Origin of the sequence: Undibacterium sp. TC9W (assembly GCF_049339865.1) — a bacterium.
GTDB lineage: Bacteria > Pseudomonadota > Gammaproteobacteria > Burkholderiales > Burkholderiaceae_D > Undibacterium.
The window spans coordinates 156,958-177,214 of record NZ_JBMPPJ010000013.1 but is presented as its reverse complement, the minus strand read 5'-3'; the positions used below and the strand labels follow the sequence as shown (position 1 = coordinate 177,214).

At 52.1% G+C, this 20,257-nt stretch carries 12 protein-coding genes and 1 pseudogene; 6 read left to right on the top strand and 7 right to left on the bottom strand.

From position 1 onward, the window contains the following. Nucleotides 1–226 (bottom strand): annotated as a pseudogene (locus tag ACO0LN_RS19015) (hypothetical protein); the annotation flags it as partial. Nucleotides 227–1,649: 1,423 nt separating this feature from the next. Then, nucleotides 1,650–3,728, bottom strand: coding sequence for a hypothetical protein (locus ACO0LN_RS19010; protein WP_422976422.1), 2,079 nt, complete (start codon nucleotides 3,726–3,728; stop codon nucleotides 1,650–1,652). A gap of 270 nt (nucleotides 3,729–3,998) precedes the next feature. Here ACO0LN_RS19010 and ACO0LN_RS19005 point away from each other — a divergent pair, with 270 nt between their 5' ends. From ACO0LN_RS19005 to ACO0LN_RS18995, 3 genes are all read left to right on the top strand, one after another. Continuing rightward, nucleotides 3,999–5,030, top strand: a complete 1,032-nt coding sequence (locus tag ACO0LN_RS19005) for a hypothetical protein (protein WP_422976420.1) — start codon at nucleotides 3,999–4,001, stop codon at nucleotides 5,028–5,030. A gap of 147 nt (nucleotides 5,031–5,177) precedes the next feature. Next, entirely contained in the window at nucleotides 5,178–5,963 is a 786-nt protein-coding gene (locus ACO0LN_RS19000) for a substrate-binding periplasmic protein (protein ID WP_422976418.1), read from the top strand. A 479-nt stretch (nucleotides 5,964–6,442) separates the two neighbouring features. Further along, entirely contained in the window at nucleotides 6,443–8,122 is a 1,680-nt protein-coding gene (locus ACO0LN_RS18995) for a chitinase (RefSeq protein ID WP_422976416.1), read from the top strand. Nucleotides 8,123–8,235: 113 nt separating this feature from the next. On the opposite strand, the gene ACO0LN_RS18990 is transcribed toward ACO0LN_RS18995, so the two are convergent. After that, complete coding sequence (locus tag ACO0LN_RS18990) at nucleotides 8,236–9,276, bottom strand: cupin-like domain-containing protein (RefSeq protein ID WP_422976415.1); 1,041 nt, start codon at nucleotides 9,274–9,276, stop codon at nucleotides 8,236–8,238. A 100-nt stretch (nucleotides 9,277–9,376) separates the two neighbouring features. Then, nucleotides 9,377–11,359, bottom strand: a complete 1,983-nt coding sequence (locus ACO0LN_RS18985; protein WP_422976413.1) for a glycosyl hydrolase family 18 protein — start codon at nucleotides 11,357–11,359, stop codon at nucleotides 9,377–9,379. A gap of 704 nt (nucleotides 11,360–12,063) precedes the next feature. Between ACO0LN_RS18985 and ACO0LN_RS18980 the strand changes: the two genes are divergently transcribed. Together ACO0LN_RS18980 and ACO0LN_RS18975 are read left to right on the top strand one after the other, a co-directional pair. Continuing rightward, complete coding sequence (locus tag ACO0LN_RS18980) at nucleotides 12,064–12,936, top strand: helix-turn-helix transcriptional regulator (RefSeq protein ID WP_422976411.1); 873 nt, start codon at nucleotides 12,064–12,066, stop codon at nucleotides 12,934–12,936. Nucleotides 12,937–13,008: 72 nt separating this feature from the next. Next, the gene (locus tag ACO0LN_RS18975) at nucleotides 13,009–13,650 is read left to right on the top strand and encodes a glutathione S-transferase family protein (protein WP_422976409.1); all 642 of its coding nucleotides are present in this window, start codon (nucleotides 13,009–13,011) and stop codon (nucleotides 13,648–13,650) included. A 33-nt stretch (nucleotides 13,651–13,683) separates the two neighbouring features. On the opposite strand, the gene ACO0LN_RS18970 is transcribed toward ACO0LN_RS18975, so the two are convergent. Further along, entirely contained in the window at nucleotides 13,684–16,947 is a 3,264-nt protein-coding gene (locus ACO0LN_RS18970; RefSeq protein WP_422976408.1) for a PAS domain S-box protein, read from the bottom strand. Nucleotides 16,948–17,236: 289 nt separating this feature from the next. Next, entirely contained in the window at nucleotides 17,237–17,896 is a 660-nt protein-coding gene (locus ACO0LN_RS18965; RefSeq protein ID WP_422976406.1) for a metal-dependent hydrolase, read from the bottom strand. A gap of 363 nt (nucleotides 17,897–18,259) precedes the next feature. On the opposite strand from ACO0LN_RS18965, the gene ACO0LN_RS18960 reads away from it, so the two are divergent. Continuing rightward, nucleotides 18,260–18,397 (top strand): hypothetical protein, encoded by a 138-nt coding sequence (locus ACO0LN_RS18960; RefSeq protein WP_422976404.1) that lies wholly within the window; start codon nucleotides 18,260–18,262, stop codon nucleotides 18,395–18,397. A gap of 13 nt (nucleotides 18,398–18,410) precedes the next feature. On the opposite strand, the gene ACO0LN_RS18955 is transcribed toward ACO0LN_RS18960, so the two are convergent. After that, entirely contained in the window at nucleotides 18,411–20,108 is a 1,698-nt protein-coding gene (locus tag ACO0LN_RS18955; RefSeq protein ID WP_422976402.1) for a serine hydrolase, read from the bottom strand. Between the last annotated feature and the right edge of the window lie 149 nt (nucleotides 20,109–20,257).

Genomic DNA, 20,257 nt, shown 5'->3' with positions numbered 1-20,257 from the left:
CTACGTCAGCTTTGTGGCCGAACAGGTTGTTGTAGATGGTGTTGACGGTGTCTTCTGTTGTTTTACCAGCGAATACGGTGGCGTATTCTGCTTGTTTGGAGAAGCTGTCGGCGATTTGGTTCAGTGTGAAACCTTGTGCCATCCAGTAAGCCAGACCATTTGGGTCTGCAGGACGGTTGAAGTAGGCGATGTAAAGCTTTTGGATGTCTGCTGCTGTGTTTGCCATTAGGAACCTTTATCCCGTATTTCGAAGTGTTCACACTTCTGATGATGTGGTTTGTTTGTGCTTGCCCCTGTGGCGAGGTCTGAAGTCGGTTAATGCATGGGCGTGTAAGCGGCACGCCGGACTTGTCACAGCTCATTTGCGAAAAGCAGGGTAAACATTTGGCAACGATCTGGGAAGGGTGAAATTAGTCATACTCCATCCACTTCCCTCTTATAGCTCAATGAATCATTGACGCGTTTATTAAACAGGGCCAGTGAATCTTTCAGTGTCTGTACCCAGCGTGCAGAAAAGGTATTCTCAGAAGTATTTCGTCCATCGTTGTATCGCTATCAATAACACATATAGAAATAAACTTTTTCCAGAATGATGATTTGTGATCTGGTTTCTGTTTAATTCTCTTTATCTCTCCATTACCGTCTCAAGTCCTTATTCGACATTTTTAAGGGGAATAAGGGAGCATGGCATCGTTAAATAGCCTATTGTCATATATCAACGTAAGAGGATCGTAAGTTAGCTATTTGGTCAGGCGAATCATCATTGTATTCAGGTCATTCAGGGGCGTTCGTTTGCTATCTGAATTGGCCCAGACAGTTCGATCCGCCTCCCACTTCCAGGCGAAGGCCAACATCAGGTCTTGCGTTCGCCTCAAATCCCAGTTCTTTCAGATCCAAGTGAAGTTTTTTGAGCTGCGTCGATGCTTACGACTTTTTTCAGTATTACGTCCGCAAGCAACATTGCACATTTATCGATGGCCCTGGTTGTTTGTCGCTCCACACAGGCTGGCTCGGTGACTTCAGAGCGCAGATAGCGCCGGACAGTGTTACCAGAGATGCCCAGCGGTCTGGAGATCTCCCACAATGGAATCTGGTCACGAATGTGCCAGCGTCGAATAATACCTAGTACTCATTTCATAAATAGGGATGAGATGCGTTTGTCTCATAACGTGGGCTGGCCAATGGTAAAACTATGGACGAGGCAGTCAATAGCGGTGCTATTGATAATGAGTCCAACGCAGTCCAGCGCGCGTTATGAGGCAACCCCTCCGGGAACTGACGATTTGGGCGCATTGCTGCGTTGCGCCCCTCGCTAAGGCACCAGCCTTAGCAGCGGGTCACGCCTTGCACTGCATCCCAAATCGTTTTGTTCGCACTCACCCCTATTTATGAAATGAGTTCTAGTAATGCCGCATCATTCACCCAGTTTCCCTACTCATCAAGATAAGTTGGAATTCGTGCTGGACGTGAGTCAATTTTCAGTGCAAATCAACAAATAGGCGACATATTGAGTAACGGCGACGAAAAGATCTGAATAAAATGGGTGAACCGAAAAGTTCAGAGTTAGCTGATTTTTACAAAAACTAATCTCTCACAAAAAGGTAAGTCGTTGATATTTAAGATTGTTGAGTTCAGAGGAACGACAACACCTATTCCTTTGACGCCGTTCCATCTCCATATTCTTCTATAGCCGGGTCCAGGTTTTCCGGTGCATGAAGAATAGTCGGTCCCCTGGAGCAAGCCTGACGGGTCAGGTATTCTGTCAAACCTTCTGCTTGCACGGCGGGTGGGATTGTTGCCTGCATCTCAGTCAGCAATTCTTCTGTTGCCTTGACTATCCATTCCACGCTGCGATACTTGGGCGAGACAATTTGTATATTCTGCGAATCAGTCTGGTCAAAGAAACCGTGCTGCAGTTTATGCCTGACGTAAGAAAGTGCAGTGATACCAGGTATGGTGCGCTGTTCCAGATAAGCCTGTTTGCCTTCTTCATCATAACGGACGACGATGTCAGGGAATTCATAACCCTCATCTTCCAGCAGCGCTTCGCTGACGATCGCTGGCAATAGTGGCCTGGCGTCTTCATGCCCGACTTCAAACAGCAAAATTTTCTTGAGTTTTTTCATTTCCTTTTCCTCTTCCGTGTCCGTTTTTTGTATGGCGATCGTCGGGAAGTACTCACGGATAAAGGCATTGGATTTACTGATCAACTCGTCCCTGCTGACTTCAGGTCTATGCTTGAAAAATCTGTCGTCCATGTCCATCATCTTCCAGGCATGGTTCAGATCATGAATCAGGAATTCGAGCGGAGATTGCCAGAACTCATCGACATACACAGGTTCGGTAGATACGCCGATAAAATACACTGGCGTGCCGCGTATTTTCATGAGGTCAGTCGCAGAGATATTATCGAAACTGGGGATGATGATGACCTCTGGCAAACGTCGCATGAGTTCTTCATAGCGGTACCAATATTTTTTTTGAAAATGCGTACTTAAATTCCTTTCAGTACGGCAAGCCACATCAAAAAAACCTACGGCCTCAAACAGGAGGCGCAGGGTTGGTTCATACGGGCACATCGCGCCATTCTGTATCGTGACGTGGTGCAGCTTGTGCAGCAACTGATCGCGCATGAAAGCCAGCGCTGCATCGTTGCGGCATTTTTCTTCCATCGCCGGGAGCATCATCTGGCTGCGAAAATACTCAACCACGGGCAATAATTCCAGCACCGATGTATTCAGGCTATTGTGGTTCTGTTCAAAGCGCTGGCGCAATTCACGGTATAAATCTACCGGATTTTTCACCCATTCACGTATCCATTCATGGTGAGAAACACCCTGCGTCCTGCTGAAATTTTTTGCGACCAGTGCTGCAGCTATCTGCTTGTGGTGACCAAAGGCAAACGAGCCTTCTTTCGCATACGGCGTTGTCATCACGCTCTCAGGCAACCACCTGCCGTGAACGTCTTTGGTGTCGGCAATTTCGACGAGCAAGCCCAGCGTATCGACAATATGACGCGGGTCAGAGGGAACGGCAATTTCTTTCAGATGGTCGCGGTAACTGTGCGTCACCGTCCTGTCCATGTAGATACGGGCTTCATTGCTGGCTGCATTTTTTGCTTCGCTACGGACAAAATAGTATTTGCGCCCGTCTTGTTCTGCAATGCCGTATTCTGGTGCCAGGGATGCAAACACCTTGCTGCCTGTTACCCGCAATGCGGCAAAAATATTGGCGGGAATGCCGCTCGCATTTTGCTCATCTTCATCCTGCAACAGCCCGCCCGGCAGCGCAATACCTTCTGGAAAAATAGTGCGGTCCAGGACCAGAAATTCGCGGCCATGTTGTACTTCCCGCATGACCAGCACATCAACCGTCTTGCGCACCATGATGCCCTCATCTATGCGCTGCCTGGCCCCGGTTTTAAGCTGCTGATCCGACAGCAAAGCTTGCACCGCTGCTGATTGAGGGGCCAGATCCAGGTATTTACCTATGCACTCTTGCATGGTGTTCTTGCGGGCCGGGTCACGCAGGCGATGGAACCAGTAAATCATGTACAACAGCGATTCGGCATACAGGCTGGCGGGAAAGCTTTGCGTATTGAGATGCACTGCGTGCTTGTCAAGTATGTCGATAACGGTATCCGCGACCTTGTCTGCCTGCACATCCGGGAGAGGAGCTGAAGATTGCGCGCTCGTTTCTGGAGCAGACGCAGATGTATTCGATGTCATATTGTTTTCCCTAACAAGTTCTCAGATGTGGCGTATTCGCATGAAACATGTCTGTATTGACCTCTGACATTAGCAGAATTGATGCATGTTCTCATATTGCCATTAAATCACATTGGAAACCATCTATCATACTGCTTGAACTATGCGGCAAGACAAATCCTGCCGCATCCGGGATTTTAAAAAATACTAAACACACCAGAAAAGCCAGGTATGGTCCACTGCGCCGGGAAATACTGTAAAAAATCAAGCAGCCTCATCCTCAGTATATTCATGCTGCTGTTAACAACGACATGCCAGGCAGAATCACTCACTCTCGCTGGCAAAATAGGTACATCGCCTGTTGTTATGGAACTGGACTTGAATAAGGGAGATGTGCAGGGCCGTTATTTCTATCGCAGGCATCATCTGGATCTGGCTCTTGAAGGCCAGGTGCATGACGACGGCAGCCTGGCCTTGACAGAAGTCATTGCAAACTCCACGGCAGCGAATGCTGAAATGGTATTGCGACCAGGCCCCAATGGCAAATTGCAGGGAAGCTGGAAAACCCGCACGCGCCCTGCTGCACTGCTTGTGCAGTTGTCGCCGTTAAAGGCACTTGCCAGCTCTGCTGCCGGGCCAAGTGCCTACGAACTTGAACGGTTGCAAGGCCTGCCGCTGCGTCGTGACCATGCTGAAGCGGTCGCGGATAAAAAGTTGCAATGGTGGATAGAACCCGTCTCTGGAGTCAGGGCTTTTCGTTTTGACAGTGGCTACGACACCACTGTCATGGCAAGTCTTAATGCACGGCTATCACAAGAACAGACCACAGCCATTACCGCTTTTTTCGCTTGCCAACTCGATTATTCGCGCCGTTATGGCCCCGGGCAAACCGCTGATTTCAGCTTCAGTGCTGAGCCACGTTTATTTTCGACGACGCTGGTCAGCATGCGCTTTAGTACCGTAAGCACTTGCAACAGCGGCGGATTGTCTATACATGGATCAAACATGAATGTCCAGATTCCTGGCATGCGTGAACTTGAGCTTTCACAACTGATCCGGGGTGAGGATAAACCAGCCGCAGTGGATCAGTCTGCACTTTCCAGCTGGATCGCAAATGCCATGCAAAATCTCTACGGCAGCGACATGGCCGACCTCAGAGAGCGATGTGCCGCCAAGGATGAAGATATCTGGCGCCAGCCTGCATGGTCAATGACAGCAGCAGGGATCATGCTGGAGCCTGTCTTTTCACAAAACAAGCAAGGGCCATGCGGTGGAGAATGGCTTTTGCCATGGACCATGTTCAAGCTTAAGCCAGGGAGTTGAGGGGCGACGGTGGCTGGCCCTGTAAAGTCTGCGTTGAAACTAGCAGAGACATCAGGTATGCGCTGGCGTACAATGTAAAAAAGCCCCGTTCTGAGCCTGGCTGTGGCGACAATCAGGGGCGCATAAAACATAAAATGGAGGCGATACGTGGCTGCTTTCGGATCAAGCATCAAAGGCACACGCTGCTTTATTCTGTGCATGGCGTCTCTTCTATTTTTTGCCAGTCCAGCCTATGCACAAAGCCTGATCAGGACAGCGGCGCAAGAGGCATCTGCCCCCAAGTTCATCTCTGTGATACAAGATGGCAAACCCGCCGTTGGCGGCGTATGTGTCGATATCATGCGGGCCATAGAAGCGGTGGAGCCCGGCATCAAATTTGTCGGTGACCAGAACTGGCTGCCACTGGTCAGGATCCTGGGCGGGCCTGTCGATGCGATTTGCGGGATACTGCATACCAAAGAGCGCGCCCTGCTCTACGACTACGTCGATACGCCTATTATTTCTGTCAATTACCTGCTGGCGGTGCGCGCCGACGACGACATACAGGTATCAGGCTGGGATGACATACGCAAGCTTGGCAAGGATGGCATTATCCTGTCCATGCATAACTATGCCATCAATGAACGCTTGAAGAATCTTGGTGGCTTGCAAGTCGATTCCAGCGCAGTCTCATCCAGATCCAACCTGAACAAATTGCTTGCGCGCAGGGGCCGCTTTTATTGCCACCGCTCGCCCGGCATCGCTGCAGAAATAAGGCAGGCAGGGCTGGAGGGCCAGATCAAACTGCTACCCAAGGTGATGCTGAAAGATGAACTTTACATGGTGCTGTCAAAAACACTGGCAGTGGAAGATGCGAAGAAGATCAGGGCGGCAATCACCTTGCTTGACCGCCAGGGTACATTGGCGAAATTATTTGAAAAGTACCAGGAGTGAGCCTGTACCTGTGCAGCTCTGAAACTGACAATCCAGCCAGATTGACCAACACATCTGGCTCATTACATCCGGGCTGGACCCAGTACCAGCTACCCAAGAGATAACAGGTCACAGGCCCGTTCCAGCGCCTGCGCAAGCTGGTGCTGTACCTGTATTCAACATCGTCCCATCAGCAATCATCCATGCTGATAAAAAAGAGCTAATACCACTGTTGCAAACTGTCAGGGCTGGTCTGATCAAGGAACAGTCAAAGCAAGGCACATACTGTTTACCTGATTCTTATTTCCATTGCATCTTGTTGCCTGTCAATTAAGTGGTATCTAAGTGGCAAGATAAAAACAAAACCAGTTGACGTCCAAATTCAAGGCCTACATGCTTGAATCCTGAGCGCTTGTCTGCAGCAAGGGCAAGCGTATCAAGAATGTATCTGGGGGAATAAACACATTTTCTGAATTCACAAAATCACGGGGGAGACGGCAGTGGAAAATACAACTTTAAGAAACCTGATTCAAAACATGCTGGTGTGTGCGACGAGCGGTAGCTTGCTGGTTGCATGCGGTGGTGGCAGTGGCAGTGCAGCAGGCAACGGGCAGGCAAACACGCCGCCACAGGCTCCGCCAGCAGTGGCTTCAACAGCGTGCTATGCGGCCTGGGATGCAGCAACTGCCTACAACGGCGGTGCCCTGGTCAGCACCGGTGGCAATAATTATGTGGCAAACTGGTGGACGCAAAATGAAAACCCCGCTTCCAATAGCGGTGCATCTGGAAGCGGCAAACCCTGGACAGGTAAAGGCGCTTGTGATGCCACGCCTACTCCAACACCAACACCAACACCAACGCCCACACCGACTCCGACTCCAACGCCCACACCGACTCCGACTCCAACGCCCACACCAACCCCGACACCTACGCCGACTCCCACACCAACCCCGACGCCGAGCTGTTCTGCCTATGTCGCCGGTACCCAATACGCCGCTGGAAAAGTGGTCAGTAATGCAGGTGGCTTTTATCGTTGCGATGTAGCGGGCTGGTGTTCTACCGGTGCATCTGCTTACGAGCCTGGTGTAGGCTGGGCCTGGACTAGCGCGTGGACATCAGTCACATCAAGTGCCTGCCCTACGCCGACACCTACCCCAACACCTACCCCAACACCCACTCCGACACCAACGCCGACGCCCACACCAACGCCAACACCGACTCCCACGCCAGTCCCTGGCCTGGCCAAGCATGCACTGGTCGGTTACTGGCACAACTTTACCAACCCTAGCGGCAATACCTATCCTATCGCGCAAGTCAGCAATGACTGGGATGTGATCGTCGTTTCGTTTGGTGACAACGCAGGCGGTGGCAATGTGAGCTTTACGCTGGACCCAGGTGCCGGTAGCGAAGCGCAATTTATTGCAGACATCAAAACCAAGCAGGCGCAAGGCAAAAAAGTCGTGCTGTCACTCGGCGGCCAGAATGGTTCAGTCTCGGTAGGCTCTGATGCAGAGGCCACCAACTTTGCCAACAGTCTGTACGGCATCATCAGCAAATACGGTTTTGATGGTATTGATCTTGATCTTGAAAACGGCGTGGCGCAGGGTGCCGCTATCCAGACTTATCTGCCGGTCGCTGTCAAAAAACTGAAAGCCAAAGTCGGGGCAAACTTCTACCTGTCGATGGCACCGGAATGGGTATATGTGGAAGGTGGCTTTACTTCTTACGGCTCAATCTGGGGTGCATATATCCCCATCATCAATGCGCTGCGCGATGAGCTGACTATCCTGCATCCACAGTATTACAACAATGGTGATATTTATACACCTTATCAGTCTGCGCCACTCAGGGCAGGCTCGGCAGACCAACTGGTGGGCACGGCAAAAATGCTGATCGAGGGCTTTACCTATGGCGGTAATAGCTTTGCTGGCTTGCGTCCTGACCAGGTTGCTTTTGGTGTGCCGTCTGGCCGTAGTTCTGCCAATTCCGGCTTTACCACGTCAGCAGATGTCAGCAATGCGCTGAACTGTTTAACCAAGTTGCTGAACTGCGGCACCATCGTTCCCAAACAGGCTTACCCTGGCTTCAGAGGAGTCATGACCTGGTCTATCAACTGGGATAAGCATGATGGCTACAACTTCTCGGCGCCTACCAAGGCTGTCTTGAAAACCTTGCCTTGATGTAGAAATGCCTTGCCTGTCAGATGACAGGCAAGGCATGGATAACTGATACAAAAGGACTGCGCTCCGGCATACGCCGGAAGCGCAGTATTCTTATGATGAAAGACTGTTGATCAAAAGTCGTGATTGGCCGGATAATTACTGAAGAAGTCATTATCCCAGCGGAAATTCGTCGCAGCGATGGTGACAGAAATATCCAGTGATTCTACAAAATGCCACCAGCCCACAGGCAGGAACAATATCTCGCCAGGCTCCAGTATACATTCCAGCACAGGCACATCCCGCATCTGGGGGAAGCGTGTCAGGTCGATGTTGCGGCCATCCACAGGCGTAAAGCAATGGCGTTCATTCTGCAGCTTGGCGAGGTGGCATGGCGCGATGAGCTTGACGCGCTTGCGCCCCATGATCTGCATCATGAAATTATTGGTCAGGTCATGGTGGAAAGGCGTAATCGTGCCCGCCGGGCCAAACCAGAAAAAGCCCTGCTTGCCCTGATCGGTCTTCAGATACTCTGGCAATGAAGGCACGTCTTCCCACAGTTCATTAAGTGCGTTACGGTTGCTGGAATCATTATTCGCAGTCATGTACATGTCATTGCTATGACCGGTTTTTTCCACCAGATCGACATACTCACCAAAGCGCATCTGGCGTTTGTGGGCGATGCTGTTCATTTCATAATTGGCGTCGCTATTACGGCCAAATTGCACTTCTACCTGGCGTTCAGAAAAATGTTCACGGAACCAGGCCAGGTTCCAGCGGCTGCGCGCCGGGCAATCATCGAGCATGCCGGTAATAATGACGGGGCGGTTTTGCTGGTAATAGTCATGCAAAAACTGCTCGCCAGATAATTGATGCTGACGTTCCAATACAAGCGGCTGTATCTGATCAAGTTTGGCGGAGATGGCCAATACCCAGTCACGCTTGTCGAGTCGGTTTTTGAGCCTTAGCACGCCTTGAAAATAGGGACTGGATAAAGCTGCACTAATTTCCAGTCGTGCCGTGTGCAGGCTGAAAGAATTTTTTTGCAAGACATTTTCCAGGGTTGCCGGGTGCGCGCCGAGCAGCAAATTTTCTGCGATCCAGCGACGCCATTCATCGCTCATGGGCTGGGCTGTTTGCTTTATTGGCGCATGCAAATCAAGTTGTGCATTCATGTACTTTCCTCTCGCTGAAAAAACTGCGGATGTGATGGTATTGTTCATCACACCCGCAGCCCTACACTATTAATGGACTATACCATTCCACTAATCAGGCTTATCGCCCTTTCCAGACTTCGCTACCCAGGGTACCGCTGGCATCGCCGTCAAGCTCCCAGGTAAATGCGCCACGCAGGTTCTGGTCACGCACATACTTCATTTTAATGGCAATGGCAGCAGGGTCATCATAACTCCACCATTCGCCATTATTGGTCAACAACATCAGTTGCTTGGTCACCGGATGCAGGGTGCGCGTACCAGTCTTGTTTTTCAAGACCTTGTAGTCTTCTATCCCTGCTTCATAAGTAGCCGGTGCTGGCCCACCAGTTGCCTGGTACAGGCCGTTGCCATTTGGCCCTGCACTGACGCCTTTCCAGCCACGCCCGTAGAATGGAATGCCCAGCAAGATTTTATTGCGTGGCATACCAGCCGTGACCAGGGCCTGGATGGCATCGTCACTATTGTACTTGGCCAGCACACCCGTGGATGGATCTGCAGGGTCATGGTACAGCGGTGAATGGAAGTTGGTGGTGTTTTCCCAACCGCCATGGAAGTCATAGGTCATGACATTCACCCAATCCATGTACTGGCTATACAGGGCCGGTTCGGTCTGGGCGATCTTTTCAGTGCCCGCGCCTATCGCTGCAGTCAGCGCATAACGCTTGTTGTCGAGAGCCCCTTGCGCGTCAAGTTGCGCACGGAATTCTGCCATCAACAAAGTGAAGTTATGTTTGTCGTTGACAGCATCAAAAGTGTTATACGGCTGCCCGCCACCACCTGGGTATTCCCAGTCGATGTCGATACCATCAAACACACCTTTGGCTGCACCAGGACCACCGCGGCCATCCTGCACCGGCAAATCACCTGCGATGAATTGCTTGACGCAAGACTTCGCGAGTTGCTTGCGCAGGGCATCGGTCTTTGCTGCGGCAGAGAAGAACTTCGACCAGGTCCAGCCACCGAGTGAGATGAACACCTTGAGGTTAGGATGTGCCGCCTTCAGCAATTTCAGTTGCGCAAAATTGCCGGTGAGCTTGGCGTCCCAGGGTATGGTTTTGCCATCCACGGTACGTGCTGGCTGACGCTGGTAATCGGCAAAGGCATCACCACCGGTACCGGCATCGGCAGGCGGCGGAGTGTTATTGCCGGTCTCTGCCTTGGTGACCATATCGCATTCATAGCCACCATTTTTGGCATACACATTGCCGAAGGCATAGTTAATGAAGGTCAGTTGATCAGCGACGCTGGTCTGCACGCCATTCACTGGTGTCTGCGTGGTGTGGATATCAGCCACTTCATAGCCACGGCCATACACACCCCATTGGGCAAAGTAGGAACCAACTTCGCGGCCACCGACTGGCGTTGGAGTCGGCGTAGGCGTTGGAGTCGGCGTTGGCGTTGGCGTTGGCGTTGGCGTTGGCGTTGGCGTAGGTGTTGGCGTAGGTGTTGGTGTCGGCGTTGGGCAGGCACTGACAGTCACCGCAGTCCAGGCGCTGGTCCAGGCCCAGCCTACACCGGGCTCATAAGCAGAAGCACCGGTAGAACACCAACCCGCGACATCGCAGCGATAATAGCCACCGGCATTGCTGACGACACTGCCTGCCAGATAACTGGTTCCTGCCACATAAGGCGCACACCCTGATGTAGGCGTAGGAGTAGGAGTCGGCGTTGGTGTCGGAGTGGGCGTCGGCGTTGGTGTGGGTGTCGGAGTTGGTGTGGGCGTTGGAGTCGGTGTTGGCGTGACCGCACTCACTTCCCATGGTCCCCACTGTTCTGTGCCCGGCACATTCCCCAGCGTCCACCATTTGGCTTTATAGGTAACGCCCTGATAAGTTACGCAATTGCCCTGGGTATAAATCTGGGTATTGCTCCAGACTGCGCAACTGCTTGGCACTTCTGCCGGCGGCATTGCCATGTGCGCACCTGCCTTGGGTGTATCTGTCAAACTGCTGGTGTTACTTCCTCCACCGCAGGCTGCCAGCATACCGCCGACCAGACTGAGCATGAGGTGATTAATGCGAATTCCAGTTCTATGTCTCATCCTATTCCCCCTGAACTGTTGATAGATAAATGCCCCGGTTTTGTGGGGTCATTTTCGTCGTTCCTGTTTCATTTTGAGCAGAAACTGAGGCAACGATGTTGCTTAAATATCAGGCGGTCAAGTGGTTTTTTTTGAAACAAAATCTTGTTACAAAAAAAGAGTCCAATTGAATAAACCGGGTTTTGGAAAATAAAAACTGAGAGGCGTAGCGATTAAATCAGTATAAAAAATTAAATACCATAACAATACCAATATTTACAATTAATCGAAGTGGTATTATCGTGAAATTTAGTCCTGACTAAACAGAAAATTCCCGCTGACCAAAAAAATTATGGACTTGGATAAAGAATTAATTGAACCTTGCTAAAGGATGCCCACCCGGAAGTACTCCAGCACACATGACCGGGCACCTTGTTTTGCTATGCAGCAAAAAACAACTCCCCCTTCTTTAGCTTGACTATGCCGACATGTAAAGCTTCAGGCCCAAGCAAGACTCTTGCTGCGACTCATCGATGTTTAAAAATTTTGACTGGCTTGGCACCAAAATCGACTTGCACAGCACAAAGTCAGATTGATACGGCAGCTATACTGAACTTGTTTACATCACCCGTCACTGACATGCTTGCAAACTCACTTTTCTACTTGCTGCCTCATGCCCTGGGCATTGCAAAGCCCCGGCTACACATCATCACAAGGGGCGCAAATTGACTGACCACGTCGCTTATAAACCAGACCAGACTGCCGCAACACGCGAGATCCATGTCAGAAAAGAGCTGGGTATTGCCGCCCACGTCATGCAGGCAAATGGGCTGGAGATAAGACGCATTCATGTACAGCAACCAGCGCTCGTAGTCGTTGAGCGAGGCAGCAAATCTGTACGTACTGATCTTGGTATCTGTGTCCAGGCTACTGCCGGGCAAGCCATACTGCTCGGTGGCAATCAAACCCTAGACTTCACAAACCTGCTGGAAGCTGGCAAAGCTTATGAAGCTCGCTGGTTGGTCTTTGATGCGGCGTTACTTGAAGACGCCTATTATCGCCATCGGGCAGAAACACTGAAAACCACCGACCAGAGTCACGCACCGGTGCGCCTGATTCCAGAAGTCAAAGATAGTTTGCGCAGTGCCTACATGCATGCATGGCACGCTCTGGTTAGTGGCAATGGCATCCCGGACGCAGTGGCGCGCCAGCGCACGCTTGAGGTACTGCACTGGCTACTGGAAGAAGGCATCCTCCTGCGCAATCCTACGCTCATCGAAAATGTAACACGCAAGGTCAGGGACTTGATTGCCCAGTCTTTGGACTATGCCTGGACCGCTGAACGCATCGCCAGTGAGCTGGCACTGTCAGAAGCAACACTCAGGCGCCGCCTGGCAGCAGAGGGCAATACCCTGACAGATTTGCTGGTAGATACACGGATGGCAACCGCACTCACACTCTTGCAGGCAACAACGCAGCCTGTATCTGCAATAGCGCTATCGGTTGGCTACGAATCGTCGTCCCGCTTTGCAATCAGGTTCCGGCAACGCTTTGGCTTCGCGCCAACCAGTGTGCGTGGTCATCAGCGGGCGGGCTGAGTTTTCCGCTCTTATTTTCAACTCTCATTTTTTTAACTCTTATTTTCAACCTTATTGCGCATCTAAAAGCTCATGATAACTATCCATCACCTCGGACATTCACAATCTGAACGTATCATCTGGCTCTGCGAAGAACTGGGTCTCCCGTATGAGCTGGTGCATTACCGGCGCGATGCTAACACCAGGCTATCGCCACCTGAATTAAAAGCCCTGCATCCTCTCGGCGCGGCACCCCTGATTGAGGATCAGGGATTGCTGCTGGCTGAGTCTGCCGCAATCGTCGAATACATTATCACCAGACATGGCAGTGGCCGCCTCAAGCCAGGCCCTGACCATCCTGACTATGCGGATTTTCTTTACTGGTTCCATTTTTCCAATGGCAATCTTCAACCAGTGATGTTGCGACTCATGACCGTGCATAGCGCCAAGCTGCCCACTGATCATCCTATGCTGGTATCTGTACAGGGCAGGCTGGACAAGGTCTTGCACCATATGGACACGCGTCTGGGCAATGCCCCGTATCTTGCGGGGCAAGAGTTAAGCGCTGCCGATATCATGAGCATATTCTCCCTGACGACCATGCGCCTTTTCCAGCCTGTTGATCTCAGCCCTTATCCCAATATCCGCGCTTATTTGCAACGCATAGGAGAGCGTCCGGCATATCGCAGCGCAATGTCCAAAGGCGACCCGGACCTGACACCATTGCTGACATGATCCGGCATGCTTGCTGACTTACTAGCTGATCGTTCACCCCTTCACCGCCTCCGCCAGCGCAGCTACATCATAGGGCTTGATGAGCGTGACTGCACCCGGCAAACTGATTTGTTGGTGGCGTCCAGATGCAAACACGACGTGCAATGTGGGCAGGATATTGCGGGCCTGGGTGGCAAGGGTTTCGCCGGACATGCCGGGGAGCTGGATGTCGGTCATGAGGACATCGAATGGTGTTGCTGGCAGCAAGCTCAGGGCTTGTTCGGCAGTGCTGGCTTCAAGCACGGTATGACCCAGCAGGGAAAGTAACTCTGTCGTATTGGCACGGATGACCTCATCGTCTTCCACCAGCAAGATGCGTTTGCCGCGTAGTGGTGTGGGTGGCATGTCGGGCGTAGCGGTAATAGCACTGGCACTGGCAGTGGCACTTGCATTGGCACTCTCAGACGTGGCCGCGGCAGCCTGTTTGCGCTGCTTCTGGTTAGCCAGCACGTGGCGGATTTTTTGTGCCAGGGCAGCGCGGGTATATGGTTTGCCCAGCAACTCTACACCGGCATCAAGGCGGCCACCGTGGACGATGGCGTTTTCAGTATAGCCGGAGGTGAACAGCACAGCCAGGTTGGGCAGGCAGCCACGTGCTTCGCGCGCCAGGTCAGGGCTGCGCAGCGGGCCGGGCATGACCACGTCAGTGAACAGCAAGTCGATGGCTAGGCCACTTTGTACGATAGCGAGTGCGCCTTCAGCTTCACCGGCCTGCAAGACGCGGTAACCGAGGCCGCCCAGCATTTCAACAACGGTCTTGCGCACACCGGCATCGTCTTCCACCACGAGTATGGTTTCTTCACCGCCGACGATTTCGCGGCTGTCGATAATGGTGGGCATTTCTTCTGCCGCCATTGAGCGGGGCAGATACAGTTTGACGGTGGTGCCGTCGCCCACTTCGCTATAAATCTTGACGTGGCCACCAGACTGTTTGACGAAACCATAGACCATGGACAAACCCAGCCCCGTGCCCTTGCCTTCTGGCTTGGTCGAAAAGAAGGGTTCGAATGCCTGCGCCATGACTTCAGGCGTCATGCCGCTGCCGGTATCACTGACGGCGATCATGATGTACTGGCCGCGCTCTACTTCAAGATGGTTGGCGGCATACTCATCGTCAAGGGCAACGTTGCCCATTTCTATGGTCAGCTTGCCGTTGGATTCCATCGCATCACGGGCGTTGATGCACAGGTTGAGGATGGCGTTTTCAAGCTGCGGTACATCGACCAGGCAATTCCACAAACCACCGGAGGCGATCATTTCTATATCGATGGCTTCACCGAGGCTGCGGCGCAGCATGTCTTCCATCGCACCTATGTAGCGGCTGACCTTGACGACTTTGGGTTCAAGCGCCTGGCGGCGGCCAAAAGCCAGTAAATAGCTGGCCAGCTTGGCCCCGCGTGATACGCCATCGAGCGCATTGTCGATCTTGCGTTGCGCACGAGGGTTATCCTTTACTTCGGCAGCCAGCAATTGCAGGTTGCCAGAGATGACTTGCAGCAGATTGTTGAAGTCATGGGCCACGCCACCGGTCAGCTTGCCTATGGTGTCCATTTTTTGTGATTGTATGAGCGCCTGTTCGGTACGCTTCATGGCGGCGGCAGCAGCACGCTCGGCGGTGACATCACGGCCTACGGCATGGAACAGGCCAGCATCACGCGAGCCGGTCCACGACACAAGATTGTAGCTACCATCAGCGCGGCGCACGTGTTTTTCAAATTTGAAGGTATTGTTACCATCAGAGGAGGCAAATAATTTGCCACCTGCGCGTCGCTGTTCGTCGGGATGTATGAGGCTGACAAAGGGCATGCCCGCGACATCAGCTTCCGCCCAGCCCAGGAGCGCAGTAAAGGCCGGGTTGACCGAGGTGATATTGCCATCCACATCAGCCACCAGCATCAGGTCTGTTGCCAGCCGCCACATGCGGTCGCGTTCTTCTGTGCGTTCACCTATTTGCTGGGTCAGGTTCAGGTTTTCATGCGTCAGCACTTGTGAAGCGCTCTTCTGGTCGTGGATATCGGTGTTGGTGCCTATCCAGCGCAAGATTTCACCCTGCTCATCACGGATTGGCAGTGCCCTTACCAGATGCCAGTGGTAATTGCCGTCATGCTGGCGAATGCGAAATTCTGTCTGATAGACTTCACCAGCAGTAACGGCAGCTATCCAGGTCGCGGCCACTTCTGCTACTTCATCAGGGTGAAGGATGCTCGCCCATTTGTCGCCATCAAGCTCACCCGGCCTGGCACCGCTATAGCTATACACGCGGTCGTTGAACCAGTACAGCAAACCGTCTGGCGATGCGGCCCACACCTGGTTGGGTACGGCTTGCGCCATTGTGCGGAACAGGGCTTCACTTTCCAGCCGAGCTTTTTCTGCCAGCACGCGGTCGGTGACATCAAAGCCCTGCACGAAGATGCCAAATATCTCACCAGCATTATTCTTTAGTGGCTGATACACAAAATCGAGAAAGCGGTCTTTGGTGCCACAGTTAATATCATCGACCAGAGAAAATGGTATCGCATGGCCTTCAAATATTTCGCCGCTCGCATATAGCTTGTCGAGCAGATCGACAAAGCCCTGCTCTGCCGCCTCTGGCAAAGCTTGCGCCACGCTTTTACCCAATACCTGGCGATTGTTCACCAGCGATGAATAGGCGCGGTTGGTCAGTGTAAAAATATGCTCTGGCCCGGTCAGCATGGCCGTAAAACCAGGCGTCTGTTCAAACATGGCTTGCAGGCGCTGATGTTCGCCCTTGATCCAGCGGTCTGCCCTTACTTTATCGGTCGTCTCTACCACGGTTGCCAGCACTGCTGCAGTGACACCATGCTCATCGGAGACGGCAGAGTAATCAAGACTCAGAAACACCTCTTCCAGCATACCCTTTCTGTTGAGAGCAAATTCCTGGTCGGTGTAGGTAATTCTTTCACCGGCAAATACGCGGCTGATAATCATGGCATTGAATTCTGCCACTTCTGGCCAGCCTTCTTTGGCCGTCATCCCCAGCAAGTGTGGGTGGCGCGGGCCAGCGAATTTTGCATAACCCTCGTTATAGATCATGACACCTTCCACTCCCATCAACATCACCATGGGCATGGGCGAGCGCAACATCATTGCCACCACGGCCTTGACACCGGCAGGCCAGGTATTGATATCACCTAAAGCAGTGGCGGCCCAGTCAAATTGACTGACCAGCTCACCAATGACGCCGGTATCGTTCAAAAAAGGCTGATGCGCGCGTTCGCTAGGGATGGAATTGATCATTGGCTTAGTAAATGGTATCTGGGTACCCGTAGCCAATTCCATCAAAGGGCAATGACGCAGGGTTCATACGAGCCTGCCATTATAGAGCACAATATCAAACGGAATAGCGCATTTTACAATCACACCTTTCGAGAAAAGTCTTTTTAAAACAAAGACTTAAAGTCACAAGATGTGGGTATAAAGCGACACCTGTGCTGCCATGGACATGCTTCCATACTCCATGTTATCGCCGCATTGTCGCCTGAGCATTGCTTGATTATTGCCTCATTATTGCCTGATCAGGCTGCCATCAGCTTGCCGTCAGCGCTCCGCTGACGACCAGCAAACCCGACCACATGCTCAACACCAGTAAAATTTCAGGCAGATAAATCCGCATTGGAAGGCGCCGTGCCAGCAGCAGAATGCCGAGCAACACGGGCAAAAGCAGGCAGGATTCAAGCAACAGATTGCGCCAGAACGTAAAGCTGGCAAGACCGGTGTGTGCCGCCCCCGGCAGCATCGCCACAGGCAAGAAAAACTCTGTCGTGAGAAAAGGCCATAACAAAGGCAAAGAGCGCCCCACCAGTATATCAAGCAAGAGATGTGAACAGGCAGCCAGCAGCAGTTGCAACAATGTCGTAAAGCCTGGTTTTGTCCATGCTGGCTGCAGCGGACGATATAGCAAACGGTACAAACGGTACATCAGGTAATACGTGATACCACCCGCCAGCAGGCAAAACGTCAGCGAATGCGTGTAGCGTTGTTCAAAACGCAGATGCAAAAACCAGATTGCGAAGTAATCAAAGTCAGGCAAAATTGCCAGCAAGACCAACAGGCCCGCCAATGCCATGCCCGGATACGCCGGGTTTGCCTGGTCGTCGCGCTTGCAAAAATACAGGGTAAGGCCAGCGGCAACATGGGCCAGCAATGAAGACATAGTCAAGCCGGATAAGACGGCGGTAGTAAGCAAACCTGCAGCTTAACCAGTGCATGTGAAGCCAGTATGTGCTGGCTGTGAAGTGAATTTCAGCGATGAATTTCAGCTACACATTTCAACCCGCAAATACTGTGATGGAAGGGGCCATATCTTAATTACCCCAGCTCCCATATTCCAACAACATCTGATTTACTTCCTGCTCGCAATATACCTTAGCCCCCTGAGTCGATTTTTCGCTGGATTCTGGCAAAAATAATACTAAAACATACGCTTCCTGCAAAATCCTACGCAAGCTGGTTCCGTCTTCCTACATCCATTTTGGCTTGGAAAATTCATCATGCTACTCATGAGCAGATAATTTCACTTCCTTATCACAATATCCCCGGGGAAACACAAATGAACACATATACAGGCAACAATGCCGGCAACAAAAAAATAAACAGGCGCAGGCCAAAAAAACTTTCCCCTCCCAGTATAGGCCTGGCTTTGCTCATGCTGGCATCAACGGTGCATGCATTGATCAAGCTGGCATGAATTGTGGAAGATGCTAATCCGCATCACGCGGCCCCGGCATATTGCGGCCATTCTGGTGCAAGACCAGGCCGCTGATTTTGCCATCTGCCTGACGCTGGAAACTCAGTTGCGCATCGACGACTTTCAAAAAGAATTTGTCCTTTGCCTCGGCAAAGATAGCATTGCTACCCTGGCCGGTAGCCTGCGCATACAATTGCCCGGCCTGCTCGCTGATGATGAGCTTGAAGCCCGGTGCCAGGGTGTAGCTGCCGGTATATTGTTTAAGCTGTTCAGCGGGTAAATTTATTTCTGTGCGCTTAGTTGCGTTTAAAGCGGCTTCTGGTGCAGCCTCGCCTATGCGCGGTGCCGGTGAAGCATGGCCGTTCTGATGCAGTGTCACTGACTGTATCTTGCCATTGGCATCGCGCTCAAATTGCAGGCTGGCTTCCACTACTTTATAAAAGAATTCATCTTTCTTGCGCGGGAACACTGGCGCCTGTGGCTGGCCGCTCAGTTGCGCAAGCAAGCCATCTGGCCCGGCGCTTATGTTGAGGATGGCACCGGGAGCAAGCTGATAGCGCCCTGAGTATTCTGCCAGCTGTTTTGCGCTGAGCTTCTCAGTGGCGGCATTGCCGACATCAGCAGCAGGAGCTGGCAACAAAGCTGCCATGCCTATGTCATCAACATTGACACTGGCATTGGCCAGCACCACGACACCACGCTGGCCGTCTGTCGTAAAACCGATGAAGGATGCGTATCCACCCGTCATGCCGTTATGCCAGACCACGGTCTGACCGCGCGCACTTTGCACATGCCAGGCCAAAGCTATCTGCAAACCTGGCATGCCGGTAGTACGTTGTGGCTGTTGCACCAGTTGCAAACCTGCAGGTACTTTGACATTGGCACCATGCATGTGCGCCTGCAGGTAACGCAGCATGTCTTGCGCGCTGGAGCGCAAGGCACCTGCACCTGCGAGTGTGGGCATGTCCCAGTTGGCGACAATCTTGCCTTGTGCATCATGGCCCGTCGCCAGATTTTTTTGCATGGTGGCAGTCAGGGCGATGCCGGTATCTGCCATACCTAGCGGCTTGGCAATACGCTCTTGCACCAGTTCTGCATAAGACTTGCCAGCGCGTGCAGACAAGGCCTGGCCCAGCAAGCCAAAGCCAAGGTTGGAATATTCATACTTTGCGCCTGGCGCGCGTGTCAGTTGATAGCTGCGCAAGAAGTCACGCAGATTATTCTCTGAGTAATCCGCATAGGGGTTATCCGCTAGTTTGGGCATGAGATTGGCAGGCAGCCGTGGCAGGGCCGACGTCTGGGTCGCCAGATCAAGCAAGGTGATGGCACGACCCTGGTATTGCGGTATTGTGTAGGCAGGCAGCAAGGCTGCTACTGCATCATCAAGCTTGAGCTGGCCACGCATCTGCATATCTGCCAGCAATAAGGCCGTGAAGGTTTTGCTGACTGAGCCGATTTCAAAAACGGTATTGGCATCTGGTGGGTGAGACTGCGACTGGTTTTTACCGTCGCTACCATTTGTGACGAGACCAAAGCCCTGTATTTTTTGCTCCTGACCATTCACGGTCACGACCACCAAGCCAGGAATCGCGGCACCGCTGACGCGTGCGTTGGCGACTTTTTGTGCAGCTGCAGCGAAGTCCTCTGCCGCAGCGACTGGCCCCAGAATGAGGAGGCCGCATACTGCAAGCAGGGCTGATGATATCTTCATGTACATTCCTTTATGTATATTTTGCATGCCATTGGCAAAAAAATATGTACGTGCATTATGCAAAGATGCGCGATGCACCTGCCCGACCCTGTCACTGCATGACATCATTGCCCAGCAAAATGCTGCTCATATTACAACAAGACAAGTAA

Bases quoted from the DNA above. Each gene is read 5' to 3' on its own strand.
- ACO0LN_RS19010 (WP_422976422.1), bottom strand. From the start codon at position 3,728: ATGACATCGAATACATCTGCGTCTGCTCCAGAAACGAGCGCGCAATCT.
- ACO0LN_RS19005 (WP_422976420.1), top strand. From the start codon at position 3,999: ATGCTGCTGTTAACAACGACATGCCAGGCAGAATCACTCACTCTCGCT.
- ACO0LN_RS18990 (WP_422976415.1), bottom strand. From the start codon at position 9,276: ATGAATGCACAACTTGATTTGCATGCGCCAATAAAGCAAACAGCCCAG.
- ACO0LN_RS18985 (WP_422976413.1), bottom strand. From the start codon at position 11,359: ATGAGACATAGAACTGGAATTCGCATTAATCACCTCATGCTCAGTCTG.
- ACO0LN_RS18975 (WP_422976409.1), top strand. From the start codon at position 13,009: ATGATAACTATCCATCACCTCGGACATTCACAATCTGAACGTATCATC.
- ACO0LN_RS18970 (WP_422976408.1), bottom strand. From the start codon at position 16,947: ATGATCAATTCCATCCCTAGCGAACGCGCGCATCAGCCTTTTTTGAAC.
- ACO0LN_RS18960 (WP_422976404.1), top strand. From the start codon at position 18,260: ATGAACACATATACAGGCAACAATGCCGGCAACAAAAAAATAAACAGG.
- ACO0LN_RS18955 (WP_422976402.1), bottom strand. From the start codon at position 20,108: ATGAAGATATCATCAGCCCTGCTTGCAGTATGCGGCCTCCTCATTCTG.